Origin of the sequence: Collinsella sp. AF28-5AC, assembly GCF_003457875.1 — a bacterium.
GTDB lineage: Bacteria > Actinomycetota > Coriobacteriia > Coriobacteriales > Coriobacteriaceae > Collinsella.
In genome coordinates this window covers 39,022-60,574 of sequence record NZ_QRTA01000004.1, presented here as the reverse complement: position 1 = coordinate 60,574, position 21,553 = coordinate 39,022, and the positions used below count along the sequence as shown (strand labels likewise).

Sequence of the window (21,553 nt, the reverse complement as noted above, 5' to 3'; positions counted from 1 at the left end):
GCGGCACGGCACCGACACATCGCCGGCCATCACGCGCAGGCTACGGGCGCGGCGGCACCAAAACATCGTAGCGGACGGCCTTGCCCGCAAGCTGATAGCTCGGCTTAACGCCGGCAAGCAATGGGCCCTTCACCGGCCGTTTGATAACGACCTTGCGCGGCCGCACTGCAAGCGCAGTTTTAACCAGCGTCTCCTCATCGGCACACGGCTGTTCCAGATGGTGCAAGAGCTGGAACTTCTTTTTGACCGCCGCGCTCTTGGTGCGCTCAGGAAACATGGGGTCCAGATACACCACGTCGGGAGCCGCGAGCTCATCGCGCTCGACCAGCTCAGCCGTATGGCGAAGGCCGGCAATGCTGTCCTCGCCCGCATGTAAGTGCATGCGCGCCACGGCGGCCGCAAGCGCCGAATCATCTGCCGCGCGATCCAGGGCATCCTGGAGCAGCGCCGCGATCACGCAATCCTGCTCATACAGATCGACGGTAAAGCCCGCTGCCGCCAGCAGCAGCGAATCCTCGCCAAAGCCTGCCGTGGCGTCAATCGCCCATGGTTGTTCGATGCCTTTTGTGCGCGCAGCCTTTACCAACAGCTCTTGCTGCAGACGACCCTGCTTGAGCCGTGGAAGCATGCGGCCAAAATCGGCACGCAACTCCATCGTGCCGTCGGTGAGCGTAAGGCCCTCGGACGTCCGCACGAGCTCGAGCCCAGCAGCCCGAGCAACAGAAAAGGGATCGACGACGCCCATGGACACTCCTTAGCAAACAAAACGAATACATGGGCGCCATTCATGTCGGCACCCAACCGTCCGTTATTGTCCCACATGCGACATGGTCCACAGCATCCCAATGCAAAGCACCGCCATCAATACCGTGCACACGGCAGCGATCACAGAATCACTCATGCGCCTTCCCAGCGACCGCGGCTCATCCACTTGCTTGACTCCGTACATCATGGCTCCTCCTTCGGTCCAGCTCTTACCATGGCCTCATCATCGCAGCGCCGCGCATGCGCTGCCATCGATTTGACTTACGTCCAGCTTTCCTTTTTGAAAGGTTGAACCGTGCAGGCAAGAGACGCTTTCAGGCGCATGCATCGCCGCGTTGAACTACAATGTGCTTCACCATATGTGCAGCACATAGGGTGCGCCAGGTTGGCGTACTCGTATCGAAAGGACCAGCCATGAGCTTCACTCGCAAGACACTCAAAGTCCTTGCCCTCATTTACTTTGTTTTGGGCATCGCCAGCCTCGTCATCGCCGGCGTCGGCATCGCCAAGGGCAGCCTCGATTCCACGTACGGGTCGAACGCCATGCTCGCCGCGGCCGTACTTGTCATCAAGGGTCTTGTCGATCTTGCCGCAGGTGTTGCGGGCATCAAGGGCGCCAACAAGCCTTCGCAGGTGGATGGTGCGTTTAAGCTCGGCATCGTCGCCGCAATCGCCACGATTGCGCAGGCCGTGCTCACGCTTCCCGCGTTTGGCGGCGACGCCATCAACTTTGGCGCCTTTGTCATCGTGGTGTACGACCTGTTCTTTATTCAGCAGGCACACGACATTAAGGCCGAGAACAAGGACCGCCTGTAAGCGCTCGCTTCTCATAACCTTTGTAGCCAAGCAACTAAAAAGGGCCGATCGCGCATCTCCGCGGTCGGCCCTTTACGTTTGCCCAGATAAAACCTGCCAAAATAAACCTGTCCCTTTTTGGCAGGTTGTTAGCTGTGACGGTACTCGGCAATGATGAAGTCGATATCGGTCTGAAGGGTGTCCAGGTTTGCCAGGCGCTCTTTATCGGCAGGGCGCGTGCGGTAGTAGTACGGCGTCATCTGGAACACCGCCTCGATGTCGGCCTGCGTCTGGAGCGTAATGTTCGCAGATACCCGTTGCGTTCCCACCAACTCGAGCTCGGTCGTCTTCGGCAGCTTCTCATCGTTGAGATATGGCGTGTCGTAGAGCACCTCCTTGAGCCCAAACAGATGCCGAGCACCCGGCACCACGGTGTAGAGCGAGCCCTCGGGCACCAGCACGCGGGCAAATTCACGCTCGTTAAAGGGGGCGAAGAGCTCGGTCACCATATCGAAGGCGCCATCAGCCACGGGGATATCCTTCATGTTGGCCACGAAATAGGTCGCATCGCCGCGCTTGGCAGCCAGGCGCACCATCTCTTTGCCCAAGTCGAACCCGAAAGCCTCCACGCCCGGCACCGCACCCATGGCGCTCGTGTAGTAGCCCTCGCCACAGCAAATATCGAGCAAGGTCATGGGGGTGCCGGTAGATGCCGCACACCCAGGCGCCTGCTCGCGCACCAGCTCGACCATCGCATCGCGCAACGGCGCATAGTAACCGCGGTTCAAAAAGTCGCGACGACTGCGCGCCTGCGACTTGGGATCGCCCATGGAGTCGCCGCTCTTGGACGAGCGCAGCAGATACAGATAGCCCTCGCGCGCACGGTCAAACCGATGTCCGCCCGCGCATGCAGCACCGCGCTCATCGTCCACCAACGGCTCATGGCAAACGGGACACAACAACATGGCAACTCCTTAGCGCGGACAACACAACGCCCACCATTGTCTCACGCCTCCCCCACCTAGTCATTGGGGACGTTCTTGAATGACTAGTCGTTTAAGAACGTCCCCAACGACCAAATGACTAGTCTGAAGGAGTGTCCCCAGCTGCCGGCAGAAAAGGAACGTCCCTAAGTGCCGGCTGGATGCATTAGGAGTATCATCGTCTGCGCAAATATCTAGCGAATCGCATAGTAGAGATTGAGAGCGTATGACTGATACCGCGTCCAAGCACATTGACATGACTACCGGCTCGCTGTGGCGCAATATTCCCCTATTCGCCTTTCCCGTCGCCGCCACGAGCATCCTTGAGCAGCTATCGAACCTCATCGCCACGGTCATCATCGGCAACTTCTCGGGCGACCAGGGAACCCTTGCCATGGCAGCGGTCGGCTCTAATGTTCCGCTTACCAGTCTTATGCTCAACCTGTTTATTGGCATGTCGCTTGGCTCCAACGTGGTCATTGCCAACGCTATCGGCCGCAACGATCAGAACATGGTCAAACGTGCCGTCCATACCTCGATTTTAATGGCGCTCGTGGGCTTTGTCGTCATCGCACTGGGCGAGATCTTTGCCGAGCCCATGCTCGCCGCGCTCAACGTGCCTGCCGAGACCATGCCGCTCGCCTCACTCTACCTACGCGTCTTTTTGCTGAGCATGCCCTCGATCTTGCTCTACAACTTTGAGGCCGCGATCTTCCGCTCCGTCGGCATCACCCGCATGCCGCTGCAGGCGCTTGCCGTGTCCACCGTCCTCAACATTGGCCTGGACCTCATCTTTGTCCCCGTACTCCACTGGGGCGTCGCGGGCGTCGCTATCGCCACCGCCATCGCCTACACCGTCAGCGCCGCCACGCTCTTTATCCGCCTGCTCAAGACCGACTCCGTCGTCCGCGTCACCCTACACGACCTAGCTATCGACCCCGTCGCCCTCAAGCGCATCGTCAAGATCGGCCTGCCCGCCGGTATCCAAAGCGCCGTCTTTGCCGTCGCCAACATCATCATCCAGTCCGCCATCAACAGCCTGGGCACCGAGGTCATGGCGGCATCCAGCGCCGCCATGAGCTTGGAGTATGTGTGCTACAACCTGCTCAACAGCTTTAGCCAGGCTTGCACCACCTTTGTGGGGCAAAACCACGGCGCGCGCCAGATCGACCGCTGCACCAAGACGCTCAAGGTCTGCCTGGTCGAAGGCGGCATCGTCGCGCTCACCACCATCGTCATCATCGTCGGTCTGGGGCGCGAGATCCTGGCGTTGTTCAACAGCGACCCCAACATCGTCTCGATCGGCTATATCCGCGTGTGTTCGATCTTCCCGGCGTACGCCTTTAGCATGTTCTACGAGAACATGTCCGGTTATCTGCGCGGCTTTGGCATCTCGCTCATGCCCGCCCTCATCACCATGATTTGCGTCTGCGGCATCCGCTTCTATTGGGTGTTCTGCGTGTTCCCGCACTTCCGCACCTTTGCGAACATCATGATGGTCTACCCCATCAGCCTGGGCACCACGGCGTTCTTTATGGTCGTGGCGGTACTGCTCTGCCACCCGGCACGCACCTACCGTCTGGCGCAAGCCAAAGCGACAGCCCGCTAAACACCACACTCAACGTCACGCCAGTCATTAATTAACAATATGCGAGCTCATATAGTCGATAAAACGCCTCGTGGCGATGGGCATGGTGTCCCAGCTGCGCCAGGCCGCCACTACGTCGCGCGAGGGGGCATGCACGATGGGACGCACGTGAATATCGGCCCGCATGCCCTCGACGGTACGGCGATACAGCATACTCACGCCTAGGCCCTCCTCCACCATCGCCATGATGGTATAGTCGTCGGTCACCTCGCTCGTCACGTGCGGCGACAGCCCATGCGCCGCGAATGCATCGAGCACCAGACTCTGTTCGCCCTCATCCAGCAGCACAAACGGCTCGGACGCCAGGTCGGCAAGTGTCACCTTTTCCTTTGCCGCCAGCGGATGCGCGGCCGGCAGCAGTGCCACCAACTCGTCGTGATAGACCACGCGCTTCTCGAGCCCAGCGGTAAAACCGCGTGCCGTAAAGCAAAAGTCAACCACGCCATCGTGCACCCACTGGGCGTTGCGCGTGTAATCGCCCTGCTTGAGGGTAAAGTGCACGCCCGGATGCAGGGCCCCAAAGTCGCGGATCACGCGCGGCAGCACGGTACGACTCACGTTGGTAAACGTCGCAATACGAATATCAGTCGAGGAGAGCCCCAGCAGCTCCTGGCGCTTGCCCTCAAGCTCGGCCTCGGCAGTTACGATTTGGCGCAGATACGGCAGATACTGCTTGCCGTCGCGCGTAAGCGACACGCCCTGCTTGCCGCGCTCGATAAGCGTGGTGCCCAGCTCGCGCTCGAGTGCCTTGACGGCCTGGCTCACCGCACTTTGCGTATAGCCTAGCTCGTCGGCCGCGCGTTTCAGGCTGCCGCAATCGACCACCATACACGCAATCTGATACCGCGATGCCATCGTGCCTCCCCATCGATGTAGCCGTAAAACGTTTTGCCAGGGCTTTTTCTTCCGACATTAGCATTTCTTAATCATACTGAAGATACATTCGCTTTACTACATCAAAATCTGGGAGCAGAATCCTTTTTACGAAACCGTTCTGCAACAAAAGGAGTCCCATGGATCGCAAAAAAGCAATCGCGCTCTCATTTTCCGTTCCCGTCGCATGGGGCTTTTCGTACCCCCTCATGAAGATCGGCATGGACAGCATGAACGCCACGAGCATCGTTGCGCTGCGCTGCATCATCGCCTTTGCGGCCTGCCTGCTGCTCTTTCACAAACGCACTTTCCGCATCAATCGCGACCTTATGGTTCGCGCCGCCATCATCGGTGCCATCATGGCAACCGAGCTCACCTGCATGTGTCTGGGCTCCAGCCTCACTTCTGCCTCCACCGCCGGCTTTTTACAGAGCCTGACGGTCGTGATTGTGCCGTTTGCCAACGCCGCCCTGCTGCGCCGCGCCCCCGAGCGCAAAGTGCTCGTCGGCACCGCCATCGTCACCTGCGGCATGCTGCTGCTCTCGGGCGCCGACTTTACCAGCCTGAATCCCGGCGCGATCATCATGCTGCTCTCCGCCTTTGTCTATGCCGGCCATATCATTGTGGCGAAGCGCTTTGTCGAAGATGTCGACCCGCTGGCTCTGGGCGTTTGGCAGCTAGGCTTCGGCGGCTTATTCTCGGGTATCGCCGCGTGCGTCTTTGGCGGCTTCACCCTTCCCAGTACGCCCAGCGAGGTCGTCGTTGTCGTCGCACTCGCACTCATCTGCTCTGCCTACGGTTTTATCACCCAAACGCTCGTGCAGCCCCACGTGCCTGCCGAGACCACCGGCTTCGCTTTCTCGCTCGAGCCGGTCTGCTCTGCCGTCTTCTCGTTCTTCCTGGTCGGCGAGGTCCTGAGCCCCATCGCCTTCTTTGGCGCCGCCCTCATCCTCACCGGCGTCATGGTGGCAACCGTCGAGCCTCCGCGCCTCCGCGCACATGGACAGGCTCGCATGGCAGGAGCGCCCGAGCACATCTCGTAGACCCCACTTCTCATACAGCCGCGGCATAAAGGCAACCGGTGTGCCTTTACAATAGATGTCAACAGAGCATCTGTCATAAAGGAGCCCCATGGACACCGCAGCTCGCGACCGCAACATAGCAACTTGGTTGGGCGATGCGCCGCAGCCGGTACGTGACACGACGAACCAGCTGCTCGAGCGCATCGCCCTTTTGCGTGCCGAGCAGACCATCTACCCGGCACAAGACGACATCCTCAATGCCCTCGCCTACACGCCAGCCGACCAGGTCAAGGTTGTCATCTTGGGTCAAGACCCCTATCACGGGCCCAACCAGGCCATGGGACTGTCGTTCTCGGTCCCCGCGACGCAAACCAAGTTGCCGCCGAGCCTGCGCAACATCTATAAGGAACTCAAAGCCGATCTGGGTTGCCCCATTCCCGCCACGGGAGACCTAACACCATGGGCACAGCAGGGCGTCCTACTCCTCAATACTACGCTCACCGTGCGCGAGCATGCCGCCAACTCGCACGCCAAACTAGGCTGGAGCACCCTGACCGACTACGTTATCGAACGCTGCTGTCAGCTGCCCCAGCCGGTAGTCTTTTTGGCATGGGGCCGCTTTGCCCAGCAAATGGTTGAGGGCAAGCTCGCCGCGACCGGCGCGGGCAAGGCAACCGGCAAGTTCTGCCTGGCCTCCACGCACCCCTCGCCGCTTTCGGCCAACCGTGCCACGGCAGAACTCCCCGCCTTTATGGGGTCGCGTCCCTTCTCCGCTGCCAATCGGCTACTCGAACAGCACGGCTCGACCCCCGTCAACTGGACTTGCCTCGACTAAAAATCGAGACATCAAAAACGCGCCCGACGGCTTTCCATCGGACGCGTTTCCTATTCGGGCCAAATAAATTGTGTGCGGCCGGCCTCGCCGCCATCGATCAGCAAACTCTGCCCGGTCATAAACCGGTTGGTCACGCCCACAAAGTAGATCCACTCGGCGATCTCTTGGGCGGTGGCCCAGCGCTTAAGCGGCGTGAGCTCCATAATCTGGTTCCACAGGTGCTCGTCATCCATCACGCAACGGTTGAGCGGCGTGATAACGCCGCCCGGGTCCACACTGTTGGCGATGGCCTGCGGTGCCAGGCGGTTTGCAAGGTTCTTGGTGTAGGCGATAACGCCGCCCTTGCTGGCGGCATAGGCGGGAAACTCCGATCCCGTATGCCCGCTCGCCGACCCCACATTGACCACGGATTTAATAGCTGGCGCCGGCTTGGCGGCGAGCCCCTCCCCCACAAAGGCGTAACGCTCGGTCACGTTGATGGTGCCACACAGGTTGGCGGCGATGTCATCGGCCGAATCCTGCGTACCGGCAACGTTCACGATTACCTGGGGTTCAAGGTCACCTGGAAACGAGTCCGGTTCGCGGACATCAACAATCAGATGGCGGTAGCGCTCGTGTTCGATCGCCGCCGGCAGCAGATCAAAGCCCACGACCTCGTGGCCCTCGTTCAAAAAACGCTGCACACACGCGGCTCCGATACCGCCCGAAGCGCCCGTGATCAAAACCCGCATACTTGCCCCTTAGGCGGTTGCGTGGCGCTCGAGGTACTCGGCGCCCACATTCTCACGCTCCCAGCCACGCACGACCTTGTAGCCCACGGGGCTCAGGAAGACCTCGCACAGCAGCTCGGCAACAGCGCCGGTCAGCGAGCACATAAGGACCTGCACCCAGGTCCAACCAAAGAACGTGTGGCTCACCACAATGGCAAAGACCAAGTTGTCGATAAACTGGCCAACACCCGTGGACACATAAGAGCGGAAGGCAAAGCTCGCAAAGTTATTCTTTTTGAGCATACGACCGAGCGACTGGTTGAGTGTGGAGTTAACCACGGCAGAAACGAGCATTGCCAGCGAAGAGCCCAGCACCACGTACCAGGTGCCGCCGATGGTGGCGTTAAGGGCGGTGTTGACCTCGATCATACCCGTGTCGTAGTAGGCGCCCCACATGCCGGGCGTGAGCGAGCATGCCCAAAAGCACAGACTCACGGCCAGATTGACCAGCAGCGCGAGGATAGAGATTTTGATGGATGCCTTGGCGCCAAAGCGCTTGCAGATCATGTCCTGGCACAAAAACGAAACCCAGCTCACCACAAAGCCGCAATCGAGTGCCAGATACGGCAGGCTGATAAGCTCTTTGTTGGCCAGCAGGTTCATCATGATGACACTCACGAAAAACAGCGAAACCGTTGCCGCGGGAATGCTCCGCAACAGGACCTTGTAGTCCTCCATGACCTTCTTGATCATTATGTACTCCTTTGGTTTTAGGTTTAACGAGCAGGATATCGGACCCGAACTGCTCGGACGCCCCGGTCTTGAGACGACGGTGGGTATGATAGCCGCTCACACGGCATCAGGCAAGTAAATGGCGCGGCAGCCCCGCAGGGTCACCGCGCCGATGCGTTAAAAGGCCACGTTGCCAAACTCCGACAGGATAAGGTCGGGGTTGTGGTCGGTTGCCCAATCCACGTTCCACGGACTCGTGAACAGCAGCAGCTTGCCGCCGCGCATGTCCTCGACGCGCAGGGTGTCGCGCGTGAGCGAAAGGCCCGGGATATCGATGGTGTCGGGGTCGTTCTGGATCCAGCGGATGTCCGTATAGGGCAGCGGCTGGCGACGAACCTCAACACGGTACTCGGCCTTGAGGCGGCGCTCGAGTACCTCAAACTGCAGCACGCCGACCACGCCCACGATGACGCTCTCCATACCGGCACCCAGCTCGCGGAAGATCTGGATAGCTCCCTCCTGGGCAAGCTCCTCCATGCCCTTGACGAACTGCTTGCGTTTGAGCGTATCGACCTGCGTAATGCGAGCGAACATCTCGGGGGCAAACGTCGGGATCTGCGGATACTGCACGTGGCGCTTGCCGGAGCACACGGTGTCGCCGATGCTAAAGATACCCGGGTCGAACAGGCCCACGATATCGCCCGCATACGCCTCGTCCACGATGGCGCGGTCATCGGCCATCATCGAGGTACCCGTGGCAAGCTTGAGCTTGCGGTTGCCCTGCACGTGGAAGGCGTCCATGCCGCGCTCGAACTTGCCCGAGCAAATGCGCACAAAGGCGATGCGGTCGCGGTGGTTCTTGTCCATGTTGGCCTGGATCTTAAACACAAAGCCGCTAAAGTCGTCGCGGCAGGGATCGACCGGCTCGTTGGTGAGCGTATCGGTATAGGCGCGCGGCGTCGGGGCCAGGCGCAGGAACTCCTTGAGGAAGGGCTCCACGCCAAAGTTGGTGAGCGCCGAGCCAAAGAACGCCGGGCTCAGCTTGCCGCAGGCCACGGCATCCAAGTCGAGCTCATCGCCGGCGCCATCGAGCAGCTCGATGTCGTCCATCAGGTTCTTATGGTTTTCCTCGCCGATGAGCTCGTCCATAGAAGGATCGCCCAGCTCGGCCTCGACCTCGGCGACCTTCTTGGTGGCGTTGGCGTGGCCATCGCCCTCAAAGGCAATGACACGACGGGTCTGACGGTCGAACACGCCGCGGAAGTTGCGGCCGCTGCCGATCGGCCAATTCATGGGATACGTATTGATGCCCAGAACGTTCTCGATCTCTTCCATGAGCTCAAACGGATCGCGAGCCTCGTGGTCGAGCTTGTTCACAAAGGTGAAGATGGGGATGTGACGCAGTGTGCAGACCTTAAAGAGCTTTTTGGTCTGGGCCTCGACGCCCTTGGCGCCGTCGATGACCATGACCGCAGCGTCGGCGGCCATAAGGGTACGGTAGGTATCCTCCGAGAAGTCCTGGTGGCCGGGGGTATCGAGAATGTTGACACAGGCGCCGTTATAGGTGAACTGCAGCACCGAGGAGGTGACGGAGATGCCGCGCTCCTTCTCGATGTCCATCCAGTCCGAGACAGCATGCTTGGCCGAGCTCTTGCCCTTGACCGAGCCGGCAGTCTGGATGCTGCCGGTATAGAGCAGCAGCTTCTCGGTAAGCGTGGTCTTACCGGCGTCCGGGTGGCTGATGATCGCGAATGTGCGGCGCGACGAGATTTCATCCGACAGGCTTGCCATGCGGATCCTTTCTTGCGTTCTATATGCATTACGTCGATGTAACTGCCCTATTGTAGCCGTGAAACCTCGCCATAGGGCACCTATCAGGACAAATTCATCAGTTGGGGTCTGGGTAGCCGGCTTAATCCGAATTTGTCTCTTGCGTAACTGTGCATAGTGTATATATACTGTGCCTACCGGTTATATACACGTGTAGCCCAACAGCTAAGGAGCCGCTGTGGACATTATCCTATCCAATTCGAGCGACAAGCCCATCTACGAGCAGATATCCTCGCAGGTCAAAGCTCAAATCCTTTCGGGCACGCTCGCTGCGGGAGCCAAACTCCCCAGCATCCGTGCACTCGCGAGCGACCTGGGCGTGAGCGTAATCACCACCAAGCGTGCCTACGCCGACTTGGAGCAGCTTGGCTTTATCTGCACCGTGCAGGGCAAGGGCTGTTTTGTCGCCGAGGGCAACCAGGAGCTTTTGCGCGAAAACCAGCTCTGCCATATCGAAGAGCTACTTGCGAAAGCGGCGAGCCAAGCCGAAACCCTGGGCGTCACGCGCGACAAACTGCACGAGATGCTCGACCTGGTAGCCCCCGAAACCATGCAGTAGCCATCTGCAAGAAAGGCTATACCATGCAAAACTTGCTTGAACTCAAAGGCATCTCACACGCTGTAAGCGACCGCTTTTCGCTGCGCGACGTCACGCTTGCCGTGGAGCCTGGCCAGATCATCGGCTTTGTTGGTGCCAACGGTGCTGGCAAAACAACGACGATTCGAGCTGCTCTCGGGCTTATAAAGCTCGATGCCGGCGAAGTGCACCTGTTTGGGCAGCGCTGTGGCGCCGACGCGCCCGATGAATCGCAACGCCATCTACGCTCCCGCGTCGGTCTTGTCCTGGACACGTGCCCCTTCCCCTCCACGCTCAGGGTGGGCCAGATCGAGTCGCTCGTAGGCCCGGCGTACCCCACATGGGACCGCGAAACGTTCGCCGGATTCATCAACCGATTTGGCCTCGATCCCAAGACAAAGGTCAAGGACCTCTCCCGCGGCATGGGCATGAAACTGCAGCTTGCCTGTGCACTCAGCCACAATGCCAAGCTGCTCGTTTTGGACGAAGCCACCGCGGGCCTCGATCCCATGGCACGCGAGGAACTGCTTGATGAGCTGCTTGCCTTTGTCGCCGACGGCCAGCACAGCGTGTTACTCTCGAGCCACATTACGTCCGACCTCGATCGCACCGCTGATCGCGTCATCTGCATCGAAAATGGCTCGATTATTTTTGACCTGCCGCGCGAGGACATTACCGACCGCGCCGGCATCGCCCACTGCACCCAAGCACAGGCCGCCGAGCTTATGGCTTGCGTCGAAGGCGCCCGTGCCGCCCACCACGCCTATAGCGTGGACGTGCTCGTGCCCAACCGTCACGAAGCGCTCGAGGCCTTTCCCGAGATTCCCTGCGATCGGGCAACCATTGATGACTATCTGCGCCTCATACTGAAAGGGGCTTCGAAATGAAACGCGCCTTTATGTCCGAACTCGCCATCGTTCGCACGCTCATCCCGAGCATTGCGGGCGTCGGCCTGTTCATCTTCGTCGTGCTAACCCTTGCCAACGCATCGGACGGCGATTCCGGTATGAGCGCCGGCGCCTGCGCGGTCAGCGCCATGTCACCCATCATAATCATGAACTCACTGGCTGGCTACGATAACCAAAACGGTTGGGAGCGCTATCGGGCAACGCTGCCGTTCTCGCGCAAAGACATCATCTGCGCACGCTACCTGTGCATTATTGCTTTCTCGGCCGTCATGGCATGCGCCGCCGTGCTTTTGAACATCATCGCCCTTCCGTTCTTCGGTCACACGGGCATTCCCTCGACGGGACAGACCGTCTTTGAGATCACAATAGCCTCCGCCGCATCGATGCTCATCTCCCTCATGATGGTGTTTTTGGCACAGCCGCTGTTCTTTCGATTTGGACACATGGAGGCGCTGCGCCTTTCCGTCGGCCTGTTTGCCCTGATGGGCTGCGGTACCATGGCAATGCTGAGCTCTTCCAACCCCATTAGCAACTGGCTCATGTCGATTGCCGGAGCGAATCCCGATCCTGCCGTCCTTGGCGGTCTGTGCGCAGGAATTGCCGTACTGGCCCTCGCGCTATGTGCAATCAGCTGCACCGTCAGCACCAAGGTCTATCGAGCACGCGATCTGTAATCGACAGCTAAAGGACTTGGGCGGCACCCCACCTCATTTACTAGATAAGACGAAGCAGCAACAACGCCGCCGCCCTTCGAAGCATGCCGTTTAGATCTTGGAAACCAAAGAGAAGTCGACAGCATATCGACAATTCGAGCCTTCACCAAATGGCTCCCCGGAACATAACCCCCGTCTCGCCGCGGCCATATCAAACCTTCATGGCGGGGCGGTATCCTCATGTCCATAAAACTCGCAGGATAAACCCATTATCCAAGGAGGCACCGCACCCGTGTCGTGGGTTGTCGCAGCATTTGCGTCAGCATTCTTTGCCGGCATCACATCCATCTTGGCCAAATGCGGCATCAAGCAGACCGACTCCGATGTCGCGACGGCCATTCGCACCTGCGTGGTGCTCGTTTTCGCCTGGGTAATGGCGGGCATTTCTGGATCCATTGGAACCATTGGCAGCATCGAACCCAGATCCTGGCTCTTTCTCGTCCTCTCGGGACTCGCTACCGGTGCTTCGTGGATCTGTTACTTTAAGGCGTTGAGCATCGGAAATGTCAATAAGGTCGTACCGGTCGACAAGATGAGCACCGTGCTCGCCGCGCTGGTCGCCATCGCGCTTTTTGACGAGACGAGCAACCTTGCGGTTAAGCTCGTGGGAACCGCTGTCATCACCCTCGGCACGTTTTTAATGATCGAGAAGAAGCAGTCCGCCGAACCCGAGCAGCAGCAAGACCGAACCTGGCTCGCTTACGCCCTCGGCGCCGCCGTGTTCGCGGCACTCACCTCCGTCCTCGCCAAGATCGGCATCGAAGGCGTCGAGTCAAACCTGGCCACGGCAATCCGCACCTGCGTGGTACTGGTTATGGCATGGGCAATCGTGGCAGCCAAGGGAAAACTGGAGCAGTTCGCGCACGTTGACCGGCGCGAACTCACATTTCTCGCAACATCGGGCATCGCGACTGGAGCATCGTGGCTGCTCTATTACTATGCCATCGCTGCAGGCCAGGTGAGTGTCGTGGTGCAGATCGACAAACTATCGATTGTCGTATCGGTGCTATTTGCGCGCCTGGCATTCAACGAAAAACTCTCCCGCCGCAGCGCCATCGGTCTCGTCCTCATCGTACTGGGCACCGCCGCGCTTGCAATTTGGAAGTAGCGCCGATACCGAACGAAATCCAGTCCACCCGCAAATCCGTGACACAGCGCCCGCACCGGACTTGAGATGTTTGTACTGACCGCGCGCTGCCGCGCTACTTGCGCAGCGGCTTGGGCAGTGGAATGCCAGCGGCAATGGCTGCGGCGATGATCATGCAGACGATACCCTTGAGTGGGAAACACATAAGCAGCAGGCCCACAACCATGACAGGCTGACGCATGACCGCACCCATCGTCGATGCCGTGCAGACGGCGACGCAAAAGACCGGATCTGCGCCGGTGAGGATGGCAAGGCCATAGCCCAGGCTTACGCCCGAGAAGATAACGGGGAAGAAGTGGCCGCCGCGCCAACCAAGGTTGATGAGGGCGGGCGTCAGCATGGCCTTAACAAGACCGGTCGCGATAAGCACGCCGGCGGGAATGGTGAGGTAGGTCTCCATAAGTACATCGGCCTGGGTCTCGCCGGCAAACATGGTGTAGGGCAAGACCGTGCCGCAGATGGCGAGCGCCAGACCGGCCAGCATGGCCTTGACGACAGGACGCTCCCCTATTGCATGGGACAGCGCCTCGCTCGCGTGCTCCGAGACAAAGTACAGCCAGCCGCAAACGGTGCCAACCAACGCCAGCGGGATGAGCCAGGCAAGCTCCAGGTTGCCCACCTCGGCGGCCTCGAACCTGGGCATGCCCATGCCGCCGCCCATAACCTGGCCGAGCAGCAGGTAGGTGCCCAGACCGCCAGCGATCGCGATACCGTAGACCACCGTCTTCTGTGCCTTGGGCAGCTTGATGGTGATCTCGCCGGACGCGGACCCATCGCCGGCGTCTTCGCCCTGGCCGTCGGCGCTACCGGCGAGCGGCGCCACAAAGCCAAAGACGGGCGCGGTAAAGAGCGCCGTCAGCGCGGCCTGGGTGCCCAACAGCGTGAGCTCCCTGAACTCGGCGCCAAAGCGGCGCATGCGGTCGCCGACCCAGCTGCACAGACCCGCGATAACGCCGGTCAGGCCGGCCTCCGGTCCAATACTTCCGCCAAACAGCAGCGGCAGCAATGCCGCGAGCGAAAGCTTGCCCAGGTTGTCGTACGGGTAGCGCCCGTCTTGCTTAACCTTAGCCATCACCTGGTTGAGGTCGTCGGTCTTGGTGCCCGTAAGCTTTTCGTACAGGCCGATCAGCAGGCCGCCCAGCAGGCAGACGAAAAACGGATACGGCAGAAAACCGAACGGGCCGCTGGCGAGTTCGGGCGACGCCGCGCCCAGCATGTGGGGGATCTCGGTCCACAGATAGTCGATACCGTGCTCCATCGCAAAAAAGAACAGCCAGACCGCGGCACCTGCGAACGCACCGGTCACGGCAACGCTAACTAAAAACAGCACGCGGTTTGTGGGTTTGGCAAGGTTGTCCATCGGGTCCTCCCGCGGTCAAAGTCGACATAGTTATGTTTTATTGTAGAGCGAGCGTTGTTTCGCGACTACTGGCTTGCCGAGCAGGCAGGGGTCATCCTGTCAAACCCGATGGGAACGGTTTCCCTAGCCGCCATTCACAGCAGCAGCAACCTGAACAGTGACCTTAAGAACATCGCTTGCACAGCAGACGCGATCGTCAACCGTTTTGAGCTCGCAAACCTATTCCCCGACGCAAAGGTAACCGAGTATCCGAATGACAACGAGGCACGCGAAGCCCTCAATAAGGGGGAGGCAAGTTGCATCATTGTCCCCAGCACGCGCTTGAAAACCATCCGCGACACCTACGATATCGAGGATTTCCAAACACAGGAGCTCACCGACACGGCACAGCTATCGTGTTTGATTTCGCGCGGCAAGCCCGTGCTGTTGGGAATCATTAATAAGGGCATCGTCAATGCTGGCGAATCGCTCTCTGCAAGCAGTTATTCCCCCACATCGTACTCGGCGCAAGAATCGGATGCGTTTCGACTTCTCTACCGCAACCGCATCGTCATTGCGGCAGTCGTCATCTGCATTTTGCTCACCGGCATCGTCATCCTTGTCTGGTCGCTTCACCGCGCGCAGAAAGAACAGCAGAAAGCCGATGCCGCCAACGCCGCTAAGACGGCATTCCTCACGCGCATGAGCCACGACATCCGTACGCCACTCAACGGCATCCTGGGTCTTATCGAAATTGAGGAATTGAAAGACGGCGACATGCAGGCCGCCCGCGAAAGCCGCGCCAAGGCGCGTGTTGCCGCCAATCACCTACTCTCGCTGATCAACGACATCCTCGAGATGGGCAAAATCGAAGACCGCAAGCTAACTCTGGAACATGCGCCTTTTAACCTCAAAGAGCTCTGTGACGATACGCTGGTGCTGTGCAAGCTCCGCGCATCCGATAACGGCATCACAATGCAGGACAATAGTCTGCCGTACGCCACGGGGCCATACATGATCGGCAGTCCCACCCATATCCGACAGATCATAATCAACCTGTTAGACAACAGCATCAAGTACAACAAGCGCGGCGGCTCCGTCACCTTTAGTTCAAAGACCAAGCCACTCGATGATGGGCGCGCGCTCTTTTGCTTTAGCGTTTCGGATACCGGCATTGGCATGGCTCCCGAGTTTTTAAAGCATATCTATGAACCGTTTGCCCAAGAAGGTGACGATGCGCGCAGTAAGTTCCAAGGAACCGGCATGGGCATGCCAATCGTCAAGTCGCTTATTGAACTGATGGGCGGTACGATTGAGATTTCGAGTGAGATTGGCGTGGGGAGTACGTTCAACGTCCAGATTCCGCTCGATATCGACAAGAACCCTCAGGCTAGAGAGGATGCGAGCAGGCAGACAAACAGCTGCTCGCTTGCCGGCATGAACGTCCTTTTGGCAGAAGACAACGAGCTCAATGCCGAGATTGCCCAGACTCTACTCGAAAGCGAGGGCATCGTCGTAACTCGCGCCGCCGACGGCAACGAAACGGTCGACCTATACGCTGGTCGTCCCGCCGGCAGCTTCGATGCGATTCTGATGGACATCATGATGCCGGGCATGGACGGCTATGAGGCAACCCGCGCGATTCGTCTGAGCGAGAAGGTCGATGCAGCCGATATCCCCATCATCGCGCTCACCGCCAACGCCTTTGCCGAGGACGCCAAGGCGGCACACGATGCCGGCATGAACGCCCATCTGTCCAAACCGCTCGACTTTAACAAGCTCAAAAACATACTCGCGCGCATCAAGAAAAACGGATCCGTTTCGCTATAGTTTGTGCTCAACCACCACGCACGACCAGAAAGGAAGCCAACGATGTTTAGGCCCTTACGTCGAAAGAAACGCGCCATCACCGACGAGGAAGCGCGCGAACTGCTCGCTACCTGCAAGCGCGGCGTCTTTGCCGTCAACGGCGACGATGGCTACCCGTACGCCATTCCCGTCAACTACTTCTTTGACGCCGAGCACGACAAGATTTATTTCCATGGCGCCAAGGCTGGCCACAAGGTCGATTCACTCAAGCGCGATGACAAGGTCTGCTTTACCGTTTACGGCAACGAGTGGTACAAGGACGGTGACTGGGCTCCCTACGTTATGAGTACCGTGGTCTTTGGCCGCTGTCGCCTGGCGAATGACACCCCTGCTTTTATCGAAGATAAAGTTCGCCAGCTCGCGCTTAAGTACTACCCTTCTGCCGAAGAAGTCGAAGAGGAAATCGCCAAGGACATTAAGGGCGTCCAGCTCTACGAGATTACAATTGAGCATCTTTGCGGCAAGCAGATTCAAGAAAAGTAAGCCTCTCAGCAGGTCTGCGCCCAATGGTTACAGATGCCTTACCACACGGGGCCTTCTAGCCAACTTGGCAGAAGGCCCCACATGCAGCGCACGCTTACCGTGCATTAAAAACGTAGCGGTCCAGGCGGTCGCACGCTTCCCTCACGCGCGAAAGCGGCAGCGCCAGATTCACGCGAATGTGGCAGGGCCCGTGGAACGGGCGGCCGTCCTGATACCCCACGCCCACGCGCGCCCCCTCGTCGAGCAACCACTGAATATCGCGGCCATGCTCGCGGCACCACTCGGTGCAGTCCAGAAACACCATGTACGTGCCCTGCGGACGTGAAAACGCGACGCCCTTCCAGTGCTTTTCTGCATACGTGCAGAAGTACTCGATATTGCCGGCAAGTACCTGGTTGAGCTCGTCCACCCACTCGTAGCCCTGCGGCTGATAGGCACCGATAAGCGCATGCATGGAGAGGACATTCATCTCGTTGTAGTGAGTCTTGTCGGACACGGCGCACATGCGGTCACGCAGCGTCTCGTTGTAGACAATGTGGTAGCTGCCGACCAGGCCCGCCAGGTTGAACGTCTTGCTGGGCGCGTAGAGGGCAACCGTACGCATGCGGGCATCCTCGCTCACCGACTGCGTCGGGATATGCTTGTGCCCCGGCAGGATGATATCGGACCAAATCTCGTCCGAGATCACCACGCAATCGTGCTGGCGATAGATGTCCATGGCGCGCTCGATCTCGTCGCGCTCCCATACGCGGCCGCAGGGATTGTGCGGCGAGCAGAACACCGCGGCATGGATGTGGTTTTGGGCGAGCTTGTGCTCCATGTCCTCAAAGTCCATACGCCACACGCCTTGATCGTCGAGCTTAAGCGGGCTGTGGACAATACGATAGCCCGCGGCTTCGATGGATTTGGTAAAGCCGATGTAGGTGGGGCTATGGACCAGCACCGCATCGCCCGGCTGGACATACGCGCGCAACGTCGACACGACACCGCCCAGCACGCCGTTTTCGTAGCCGATATGTTCAGGGCGCAGGCCCTCGACGCCATTGCGGCGGCTCTGCCATTCGATGATGCGGTCGAAGTACTCGGCGCGCGGGTTAAAGTAGCCAAACATGGGATGCTGAGCGCGCTGAATGATATGCTCCTGGACCGTGGGCACCGTGGCAAAATTCATGTCGGCCACCCACATGGGAATGCGGTCGAAGCCCTCGTCGGGTGCGTTCGGAGCCATACCGGGGATCTCGCCCCAGGAGTCAACGGCGATGGAGTCCATGCCGTGGCGGTCGATAAGCGAGCTAAAGTCGTATTTCATGCTGAGCTCCCGTGCAAAGTAGGCTGTTTCGATAGGCGTTATTGTCCACCAGCGTAGGCGATTTTGGCATGGGGTTTGGCGCTTAATTTGACGGGTGCAGACGGATGGCTGGTTAGTCTTGCGCGTCGTTGACGGCGACTACGGTTAGCTGGGTTTCATCGACCGTAAAAGATATGTCGAGTCCGGCGTAGGCCAAGTGGTAAACGCGGTTTGGCTCGTGCTTGCTGCCCGCGCGGCGCGGATCTTGGCGAAGAACCTCGACCAGACCGGGGAGCTTTGCGGGTGGGACCATGTCTTGAAGAGCTTGCGGGAACTCGACGTCGAGCTCTTGCCACGGAGCGTCCTCAATCCAGCCGCCGGTCGCATCCGGATGACAGTCCGCAAACGGGATGTAGGGCTTGATATCGTAGATGGGCGTGCCGTCACGCAGGCCGGCCCCCAGCACATGAATGATGGGGCCGTCGTCGGTGAGCTCCACGCGGTCGAGCTTGACGCAGGTAAGCCCAATGGGATTAGGGCGAAACGGACTGCGCGTGGCAAACACGCCCACGCGCTCGGCTCCACCCAGACGCGGCGGGCGCACGGTTTTCGACCATTTTGCGTTGGTGCCGGACCTGTCCTGCGTTTTGGCATCGGCGGCTATGTCCTCAGCCGTGCCGCCGGGCGTTCCGTTTTCGAAGCGCCACAGCAGCCATAGGTGAGAAAAGGAGTCCAGGCCCTCAACTGCTGCATTGGAGGCAAATTCCGACTCAAAAACGATGCGTCCCTGCAGATGGGGCGCCAAAAAGCTGTTGCGCGGAATGCCAAACTTCTGCGGCAGGTCGGTATGTATGTGTGCGATAGGTTCCATGCCGGTTATTGTACGGCATGGAGGCGTGGGGCGTTGCGCGCAATTCTTCGCCGCGGAGTCCTGTCGTGCAACCAACGGTTGCTTGGAAGGGCGCCTGCCGCCGCGTATGCTTAAGCCATCAACCAGCAGAAAGGAGCCGCTATGGCCTTTGCAGAAAAGCTCATTGCCATCCGTCGCGCCCATCATCTTACCCAAGAGCAGCTCGCCGCCAAACTCTTTGTCACGCGCCAAGCCGTCAGCCGTTGGGAGCGCGACGAGGTCACCCCGGGCATCGACATGATGAAGCTCATTGCCGCCGTAACCGGCGAGCCACTGTCCCACCTGCTCGAAATGCCCGAGCACTATTGCCAGAGCTGCGGCATGATACTCACGCCCGACGACTGCGGCACCGATGCCACAGGCGCCACGACCGACCATTACTGCAAGTGGTGCTACGACCACGGCAAGTACACCTACGACACCACCATGGAGGCGATGATTGAAGATTGTGCCCCGCGGCTGGCACAAAACACCGGTATGTCGCTCGACGAAGCCGTCTCGCTCATGGGAGCCGTGCTGCCACAGCTGGAGCGCTGGCACACCGTGCAGGAAAACGAGGAGCGCTACGGTGCCGAGGCGCGGTCGCGCTATGGCGATGAGGCTATCGATGCAGCAAACGAAACGTTACTGGACATGAATCCTCAGACATGGAACGACATGAAGGAACTTGAACGCGCTATTCTGGGTCAGCTCTCGATTGCCATGGGCGACGGCGATGCGGATGGAAGCGAGGCTCGCAAGCTCGTCGCGATGCATCACCGCTGGATAGCTCTCAACTGGGGCAGCGAGCCCCAAGACGAGGCCTATCTGGGGCTCGCCCACGGCTACCTCGCCGATCAGCGCTTTATCGACTACTACGACAAGCCATGCGGCACCGGAGCCACGGCGTTTCTAGTTCAGGCCATCGAGTCGTCGTTGACGCGCGCATAGACCGCGGCGGCTTTGGGTATTTCAATCAAAACCTCAACCGATTGGAGACCCATGGCTACTAATCATGAGCTCGCGCTGTACGTTATGACCGGCTGCCCGTATTGCATAAAGGTCAAGCGTTTCCTTGCCGATAACGGCGTGACCATTCCCGAGCGCAATATCTCGACCGATACCGATGCCGAGCAGACACTCATCGCCGTCGGCGGAAAACGCCAGGTTCCCTGCCTGTTCATCGACGGCAAGCCACTCTACGAATCGAGCGACATCATCGCGTGGGCGCAGGAGAACCTGCTCTAGCGTTCTATTGCGGTCGGCTGGCCCCAACCCATACGACCCAAACATGTACACCAGCATCCAAAATCGACATTTTTCGACATCTTTGGATGCTGGTGTACAGTTTTTTGCATGGGTAGTCATTGGGGACGTTCTTAAATGACTGGTTGTTTGAGACGACCTTTGGATTATGGCTGTTTGAGGCCATCTGACATCTCTGGAAAGGGCTCCTTAGAGGACCGTGTTCAAAAAATGGCAAATATGAGTACTGCTACTTGTTTAGTAACAGCGATTTTAATCATTTCAGGGATCATTCAACGCCCCAAGCGCCCGCAGACGGCGTTATTCCTCCCCATATGTTCAATAAAAGAGACGCCTAATGGTATTAAATCTCATCAGGGACCTCATTTTTGAAAAAAATAAATGCAACCATAATGGCAACAGTACTCATATTTGCCCTTTTTTGCACACAGCCCTCCAGAATAGTCGTTAGGGACGACTCAAAATGGCAATTCTGGCACTTAGACACTCTTTTCTTGAATGACTAGTTGTTAAAGAACACTCAGCGACTACTCCAATTCGCGACACACTGTGTCGCGAATTGAGCTGTTCTCACCACCGAAGACCGGTGAAAGCTCCTGACCAGAATCTCGATAGTTTGTTAAAGTGCCCCCTCTGCAGGTTCAATGAGCGCTCATGTTCCAGACTGGAAAGCGAAGAAATATCGAAGCCATCGATGCTCATTTCCTATCGAAAAAACTAGTCAATACACGCTAATTAGCTTGATAAACTGCTTGTATTTTTGTCTACAAAACTGTATACAAAAAGAGATTCCGAGAACCAGCGCTCGACATTATGTCAATCGATAGGGGGCGCTATGGACGCTAAGCAGCTCGAAAAGATGATGGGGTTTGCCCCCCGGA

Annotated in this window: 21 protein-coding genes and 1 pseudogene; 13 read left to right on the top strand and 9 right to left on the bottom strand. The window is 58.8% G+C overall.

All coding sequences use genetic code 11. From position 1 onward, the window contains the following. Positions 1 to 40: 40 nt before the first annotated feature. Complete coding sequence (locus tag DWZ01_RS04385) at positions 41 to 745, bottom strand: class I SAM-dependent methyltransferase (RefSeq protein ID WP_117758262.1); 705 nt, start codon at positions 743 to 745, stop codon at positions 41 to 43. 434 nt (positions 746 to 1,179) lie between these two features. Between DWZ01_RS04385 and DWZ01_RS04380 the strand changes: the two genes are divergently transcribed. Further along, on the top strand, positions 1,180 to 1,581 hold the full coding sequence (locus tag DWZ01_RS04380) for a hypothetical protein (RefSeq protein WP_117848220.1): 402 nt from the start codon (positions 1,180 to 1,182) through the stop codon (positions 1,579 to 1,581). 128 nt (positions 1,582 to 1,709) lie between these two features. Here the strand turns inward: DWZ01_RS04380 and DWZ01_RS04375 are convergent, their stop codons facing one another. Next, the gene (locus tag DWZ01_RS04375; protein ID WP_117848219.1) at positions 1,710 to 2,525 is read right to left on the bottom strand and encodes a putative RNA methyltransferase; all 816 of its coding nucleotides are present in this window, start codon (positions 2,523 to 2,525) and stop codon (positions 1,710 to 1,712) included. Positions 2,526 to 2,769: 244 nt separating this feature from the next. Here DWZ01_RS04375 and DWZ01_RS04370 point away from each other — a divergent pair, with 244 nt between their 5' ends. Continuing rightward, positions 2,770 to 4,152, top strand: a complete 1,383-nt coding sequence (locus DWZ01_RS04370) for an MATE family efflux transporter (protein ID WP_117848217.1) — start codon at positions 2,770 to 2,772, stop codon at positions 4,150 to 4,152. Positions 4,153 to 4,179: 27 nt separating this feature from the next. On the opposite strand, the gene DWZ01_RS04365 is transcribed toward DWZ01_RS04370, so the two are convergent. Further along, entirely contained in the window at positions 4,180 to 5,046 is an 867-nt protein-coding gene (locus DWZ01_RS04365; protein ID WP_117848215.1) for a LysR family transcriptional regulator, read from the bottom strand. A 158-nt stretch (positions 5,047 to 5,204) separates the two neighbouring features. On the opposite strand from DWZ01_RS04365, the gene DWZ01_RS04360 reads away from it, so the two are divergent. Next, complete coding sequence (locus DWZ01_RS04360; RefSeq protein WP_117848213.1) at positions 5,205 to 6,107, top strand: DMT family transporter; 903 nt, start codon at positions 5,205 to 5,207, stop codon at positions 6,105 to 6,107. Between the two features lie 88 nt (positions 6,108 to 6,195). Further along, positions 6,196 to 6,921 carry a uracil-DNA glycosylase gene (locus DWZ01_RS04355; protein WP_117848212.1) on the top strand — a complete coding sequence of 242 codons (726 nt, stop codon included), beginning with the start codon at positions 6,196 to 6,198 and terminating at the stop codon, positions 6,919 to 6,921. Between the two features lie 50 nt (positions 6,922 to 6,971). On the opposite strand, the gene DWZ01_RS04350 is transcribed toward DWZ01_RS04355, so the two are convergent. From DWZ01_RS04350 to DWZ01_RS04340, 3 genes are all read right to left on the bottom strand, one after another. After that, positions 6,972 to 7,652: an SDR family NAD(P)-dependent oxidoreductase gene (locus DWZ01_RS04350; protein ID WP_117848210.1), complete on the bottom strand. Its 681-nt coding sequence runs from the start codon at positions 7,650 to 7,652 to the stop codon at positions 6,972 to 6,974. 9 nt (positions 7,653 to 7,661) lie between these two features. Beyond that, complete coding sequence (locus DWZ01_RS04345) at positions 7,662 to 8,384, bottom strand: VUT family protein (protein WP_226812554.1); 723 nt, start codon at positions 8,382 to 8,384, stop codon at positions 7,662 to 7,664. 156 nt (positions 8,385 to 8,540) lie between these two features. Beyond that, on the bottom strand, positions 8,541 to 10,154 hold the full coding sequence (locus DWZ01_RS04340; RefSeq protein ID WP_117848208.1) for a peptide chain release factor 3: 1,614 nt from the start codon (positions 10,152 to 10,154) through the stop codon (positions 8,541 to 8,543). Positions 10,155 to 10,371: 217 nt separating this feature from the next. Between DWZ01_RS04340 and DWZ01_RS04335 the strand changes: the two genes are divergently transcribed. The 5 genes and pseudogenes from DWZ01_RS04335 (at position 10,372) to DWZ01_RS11060 (ending at position 13,499) form a co-directional block, all read left to right on the top strand. Continuing rightward, positions 10,372 to 10,752 carry a GntR family transcriptional regulator gene (locus tag DWZ01_RS04335; protein ID WP_117717016.1) on the top strand — a complete coding sequence of 127 codons (381 nt, stop codon included), beginning with the start codon at positions 10,372 to 10,374 and terminating at the stop codon, positions 10,750 to 10,752. A gap of 23 nt (positions 10,753 to 10,775) precedes the next feature. Beyond that, positions 10,776 to 11,657 carry an ABC transporter ATP-binding protein gene (locus DWZ01_RS04330; protein ID WP_117848207.1) on the top strand — a complete coding sequence of 294 codons (882 nt, stop codon included), beginning with the start codon at positions 10,776 to 10,778 and terminating at the stop codon, positions 11,655 to 11,657. Then, positions 11,654 to 12,352 (top strand): ABC-2 transporter permease, encoded by a 699-nt coding sequence (locus DWZ01_RS04325; RefSeq protein WP_117848205.1) that lies wholly within the window; start codon positions 11,654 to 11,656, stop codon positions 12,350 to 12,352. The genes DWZ01_RS04330 and DWZ01_RS04325 overlap by 4 nt, the downstream gene beginning before the upstream one ends. Positions 12,353 to 12,623: 271 nt before the next feature. Beyond that, positions 12,624 to 13,037, top strand: a pseudogene (locus tag DWZ01_RS11065) (EamA family transporter); the annotation flags it as partial. Next, positions 13,032 to 13,499 carry an EamA family transporter gene (locus tag DWZ01_RS11060; protein WP_369832482.1) on the top strand — a complete coding sequence of 156 codons (468 nt, stop codon included), beginning with the start codon at positions 13,032 to 13,034 and terminating at the stop codon, positions 13,497 to 13,499. The pseudogene DWZ01_RS11065 and the gene DWZ01_RS11060, both read left to right, overlap by 6 nt. Before the next feature lie 94 nt (positions 13,500 to 13,593). Here DWZ01_RS11060 and DWZ01_RS04315 read toward each other — a convergent pair whose 3' ends face one another. Then, the gene (locus DWZ01_RS04315) at positions 13,594 to 14,898 is read right to left on the bottom strand and encodes a chloride channel protein (RefSeq protein ID WP_117769864.1); all 1,305 of its coding nucleotides are present in this window, start codon (positions 14,896 to 14,898) and stop codon (positions 13,594 to 13,596) included. 54 nt (positions 14,899 to 14,952) lie between these two features. On the opposite strand from DWZ01_RS04315, the gene DWZ01_RS04310 reads away from it, so the two are divergent. Together DWZ01_RS04310 and DWZ01_RS04305 are read left to right on the top strand one after the other, a co-directional pair. Then, entirely contained in the window at positions 14,953 to 16,707 is a 1,755-nt protein-coding gene (locus DWZ01_RS04310; RefSeq protein ID WP_117848203.1) for an ATP-binding protein, read from the top strand. Between the two features lie 42 nt (positions 16,708 to 16,749). Next, positions 16,750 to 17,229, top strand: a complete 480-nt coding sequence (locus DWZ01_RS04305; protein ID WP_117769868.1) for a pyridoxamine 5'-phosphate oxidase family protein — start codon at positions 16,750 to 16,752, stop codon at positions 17,227 to 17,229. Positions 17,230 to 17,323: 94 nt separating this feature from the next. On the opposite strand, the gene DWZ01_RS04300 is transcribed toward DWZ01_RS04305, so the two are convergent. After that, positions 17,324 to 18,538, bottom strand: a complete 1,215-nt coding sequence (locus DWZ01_RS04300) for a MalY/PatB family protein (RefSeq protein WP_117769869.1) — start codon at positions 18,536 to 18,538, stop codon at positions 17,324 to 17,326. 112 nt (positions 18,539 to 18,650) lie between these two features. Further along, the gene (locus DWZ01_RS04295; RefSeq protein ID WP_117848201.1) at positions 18,651 to 19,388 is read right to left on the bottom strand and encodes a tRNA (N6-threonylcarbamoyladenosine(37)-N6)-methyltransferase TrmO; all 738 of its coding nucleotides are present in this window, start codon (positions 19,386 to 19,388) and stop codon (positions 18,651 to 18,653) included. A 141-nt stretch (positions 19,389 to 19,529) separates the two neighbouring features. Between DWZ01_RS04295 and DWZ01_RS04290 the strand changes: the two genes are divergently transcribed. Together DWZ01_RS04290 and DWZ01_RS04285 are read left to right on the top strand one after the other, a co-directional pair. Further along, on the top strand, positions 19,530 to 20,357 hold the full coding sequence (locus tag DWZ01_RS04290; protein ID WP_117848199.1) for a TipAS antibiotic-recognition domain-containing protein: 828 nt from the start codon (positions 19,530 to 19,532) through the stop codon (positions 20,355 to 20,357). 51 nt (positions 20,358 to 20,408) lie between these two features. Further along, positions 20,409 to 20,654, top strand: coding sequence for a glutaredoxin (locus DWZ01_RS04285; protein WP_117769871.1), 246 nt, complete (start codon positions 20,409 to 20,411; stop codon positions 20,652 to 20,654). Positions 20,655 to 21,553 lie beyond the last annotated feature (899 nt).

What these genes read in the sequence shown, in the direction of transcription:
- DWZ01_RS04385 (WP_117758262.1), bottom strand. Translation starts at nt 745, where the DNA reads ATGGGCGTCGTCGATCCCTTTTCTGTTGCTCGGGCTGCTGGGCTCGAG.
- DWZ01_RS04380 (WP_117848220.1), top strand. Translation starts at nt 1,180, where the DNA reads ATGAGCTTCACTCGCAAGACACTCAAAGTCCTTGCCCTCATTTACTTT.
- DWZ01_RS04375 (WP_117848219.1), bottom strand. Translation starts at nt 2,525, where the DNA reads ATGTTGTTGTGTCCCGTTTGCCATGAGCCGTTGGTGGACGATGAGCGC.
- DWZ01_RS04370 (WP_117848217.1), top strand. Translation starts at nt 2,770, where the DNA reads ATGACTGATACCGCGTCCAAGCACATTGACATGACTACCGGCTCGCTG.
- DWZ01_RS04365 (WP_117848215.1), bottom strand. Translation starts at nt 5,046, where the DNA reads ATGGCATCGCGGTATCAGATTGCGTGTATGGTGGTCGATTGCGGCAGC.
- DWZ01_RS04360 (WP_117848213.1), top strand. Translation starts at nt 5,205, where the DNA reads ATGGATCGCAAAAAAGCAATCGCGCTCTCATTTTCCGTTCCCGTCGCA.
- DWZ01_RS04355 (WP_117848212.1), top strand. Translation starts at nt 6,196, where the DNA reads ATGGACACCGCAGCTCGCGACCGCAACATAGCAACTTGGTTGGGCGAT.
- DWZ01_RS04350 (WP_117848210.1), bottom strand. Translation starts at nt 7,652, where the DNA reads ATGCGGGTTTTGATCACGGGCGCTTCGGGCGGTATCGGAGCCGCGTGT.
- DWZ01_RS04345 (WP_226812554.1), bottom strand. Translation starts at nt 8,384, where the DNA reads ATGATCAAGAAGGTCATGGAGGACTACAAGGTCCTGTTGCGGAGCATT.
- DWZ01_RS04340 (WP_117848208.1), bottom strand. Translation starts at nt 10,154, where the DNA reads ATGGCAAGCCTGTCGGATGAAATCTCGTCGCGCCGCACATTCGCGATC.
- DWZ01_RS04330 (WP_117848207.1), top strand. Translation starts at nt 10,776, where the DNA reads ATGCAAAACTTGCTTGAACTCAAAGGCATCTCACACGCTGTAAGCGAC.
- DWZ01_RS04325 (WP_117848205.1), top strand. Translation starts at nt 11,654, where the DNA reads ATGAAACGCGCCTTTATGTCCGAACTCGCCATCGTTCGCACGCTCATC.
- DWZ01_RS11060 (WP_369832482.1), top strand. Translation starts at nt 13,032, where the DNA reads ATGATCGAGAAGAAGCAGTCCGCCGAACCCGAGCAGCAGCAAGACCGA.
- DWZ01_RS04315 (WP_117769864.1), bottom strand. Translation starts at nt 14,898, where the DNA reads ATGGACAACCTTGCCAAACCCACAAACCGCGTGCTGTTTTTAGTTAGC.
- DWZ01_RS04305 (WP_117769868.1), top strand. Translation starts at nt 16,750, where the DNA reads ATGTTTAGGCCCTTACGTCGAAAGAAACGCGCCATCACCGACGAGGAA.
- DWZ01_RS04300 (WP_117769869.1), bottom strand. Translation starts at nt 18,538, where the DNA reads ATGAAATACGACTTTAGCTCGCTTATCGACCGCCACGGCATGGACTCC.
- DWZ01_RS04295 (WP_117848201.1), bottom strand. Translation starts at nt 19,388, where the DNA reads ATGGAACCTATCGCACACATACATACCGACCTGCCGCAGAAGTTTGGC.
- DWZ01_RS04290 (WP_117848199.1), top strand. Translation starts at nt 19,530, where the DNA reads ATGGCCTTTGCAGAAAAGCTCATTGCCATCCGTCGCGCCCATCATCTT.
- DWZ01_RS04285 (WP_117769871.1), top strand. Translation starts at nt 20,409, where the DNA reads ATGGCTACTAATCATGAGCTCGCGCTGTACGTTATGACCGGCTGCCCG.